Below are 2,258 nucleotides of genomic sequence, written 5' to 3' on the forward strand. Positions count from 1 at the left end.
AGAGATGGATACTGTAGCCAATGTGAAAGAGGGTCAGATCCTCATCGCTATGCCAAGTTCCGGAGTACACTCAAACGGATATTCATTGGTAAGAAAACTTTTCTTTGATAAGTTAGGTATGAGCCTTGAGACTGAGTTTGAAGGTAAACCACTTGTAGAGACTTTACTTGAACCGACACGTATCTACGTGAAAGAGTATAAAGCCAATAAACAGTATGTAAAAGCTTTAGCCCACATCACAGGTGGGGGAATCGTAGAAAACCTTCCTAGAGTCCTTCCAGAGGGTATGAGAGCCATTGTAAACAAGGACAGCATCAGAGTATTGCCGATCTTTGAATTTATGGGTCAGTATGTTGAAGAAGAAGAAATGTACAGAGCCTTTAACATGGGTGTAGGAATGGTATGGGTTGTAGAACCTGAAAATGTAGATGCAGTACTTGCAAATACAGACGGTTATGTCATCGGTGCCCTTGCGCATGGTGAAAAGGGTGTAGAGATGGTTTAATCCATCCTCTTAGCTTTTAAAACAGAAGAGATGTGATTTACATCTCTTTTACTCCTTGGGTACACAGACCCCTTTTTCTATACACTCTCTATCCAATTCCCCACTTTTCCATTTTGCAAGATACGCTTTTAGGTTATTGTATACATCTCCTTGCAGCATATAGAGCCCTATGAGGTTTGGTAAGGCCATGGCTAGGATGAGCAGATCAGAGAACTCTAACAGCGTAGAAGCGCTGGTTACTGATGCCATGACCGTAAAGGATACAAAGATCAGTTTGTACAGTAATGTATATTTTTCACCAAATAAATATGTCCAAGAACGCTCTCCGTAATAAGACCATGAGATCATCGTGGAAAATGCGAAAAGTACGATGGAAAATGACAAGACAATAGGGAACCATGAAATAACGGTCCCATAGGCTGCCGAAGTGAGTGCGGCACCTTGTTTGGTAGCAACTAGATTGGCAAATTCACCGCTAGGATCGTAGACACCAGTGGTAACGATCACAAGGGCTGTCATACTACAGATTACGATCGTATCTATAAATGGTTCATAGAGGGCAACCATCCCTTGTCTGACAGGATACTTTACTGAGGCAGTAGAGTGTACGATAGCAGCAGATCCTATCCCTGCTTCACTTGAAAAAGCGGCACGCTTAAAGCCTTGTACAAGTACACCTATCAGGCCGCCTGCTGCTGCAGTAGGAGCAAAGGCTTCATGAAAGATGGTTGAGATGGCATCAGGCACTGCTGAAGCATTTGTGATAAGTATCCATAAGGATGCAAGCAGGTAGATAAAGACCATGGCAGGAACGATCTTTTCTGCAGTACTGGCGATACGCTTAATGCCACCGATAATGACAAAACCTACGATCGTTGCCATAATGAGACCGAATACAATAGGGTAGGATGCAAAGAAAGGAATACGTTCAGTAAGTGCACCCAGGGCTTGTGAAGTCTGGAAAGCATTTCCCGCACCCAAACTCCCTCCGATGGCAAGCACTGCAAACATAACAGCGAGTACTTTTCCAAGTTTCACATGTCCTTTAGAGGCAAGTCCTTTTGAAAGGTACTGCATGGCGCCACCCATGATCCGTCCATCAGGTCTTTTTTCTCTATAGATCTGTGCGAGTGTGACTTCAGTAAATTTGAGCGTCATACCAAAGAATCCTGCCAGTATCATCCAGAATGTAGCTCCCGGACCCCCTATGGCAATGGCTATGGCAACCCCAGCGATGTTTCCAAGTCCTACGGTTGCAGAGAGTGCAGTGGTTAAAGACTGAAAGGGGGTGATTTCTCCTACATCATCAGCAGTTTTGTACTTGCCGGTGATGATTTTAAAGGCGTGGGAGAACATTCGTACGTTGATAAAGCCAAAACGAAAGGTTAGAATAACCCCTCCCACAATAAGCCATGCAACAATGAAAGGCATACTTGCTCCCTCTATGCTACCAAAAAAGACATCAAAGAAGAAAATGTTGCCCAAGAGGCTATTAATTTGTTCAAATATACTGTTCATATGTTACCCTGGCATGTAGATGGATTTATTATACTCATTCACACCTAAAGTACCTCTAATATAGGGATTAAAAGCATATTTTTTAATTTTTTTCTAAAATCTATTGACAAATGGAAACCTTTTGACTATAATTGCGTTCCTTTTTATAAGGTAACGGAGTGTAGCGCAGTCTGGTAGCGCACCTGGTTTGGGACCAGGGGGTCGAAGGTTCGAGTCCTTTCACTCCGACCATTTA

At 43.0% G+C, this 2,258-nt stretch carries 2 protein-coding genes and 1 tRNA gene; 2 read left to right on the plus strand and 1 reads right to left on the minus strand.

What is annotated here, in order from left to right; translation table 11 throughout:
- The coding region (locus ABYK33_RS15430) for an AIR synthase-related protein (protein WP_373034211.1) at positions 1 to 505 on the plus strand (505 nt) is incomplete at its 5' end.
- Positions 506 to 553: 48 nt separating this feature from the next.
- On the opposite strand, the gene ABYK33_RS15435 is transcribed toward ABYK33_RS15430, so the two are convergent.
- The gene (locus ABYK33_RS15435) at positions 554 to 2,023 is read right to left on the minus strand and encodes an alanine/glycine:cation symporter family protein (RefSeq protein ID WP_373034213.1); all 1,470 of its coding nucleotides are present in this window, start codon (positions 2,021 to 2,023) and stop codon (positions 554 to 556) included.
- Between the two features lie 154 nt (positions 2,024 to 2,177).
- On the opposite strand from ABYK33_RS15435, the gene ABYK33_RS15440 reads away from it, so the two are divergent.
- Positions 2,178 to 2,254: transfer RNA gene (locus ABYK33_RS15440), tRNA-Pro, on the plus strand.
- The last annotated feature ends 4 nt before the right edge of the window (positions 2,255 to 2,258 follow it).

It is taken from the genome of Sulfurovum sp. (assembly GCF_041562805.1).
Classification (GTDB): domain Bacteria; phylum Campylobacterota; class Campylobacteria; order Campylobacterales; family Sulfurovaceae; genus Sulfurovum.

Coding starts and splice junctions, on each gene's coding strand:
- ABYK33_RS15435 (WP_373034213.1), bottom strand. CDS start 2,023: ATGAACAGTATATTTGAACAAATTAATAGCCTCTTGGGCAACATTTTC.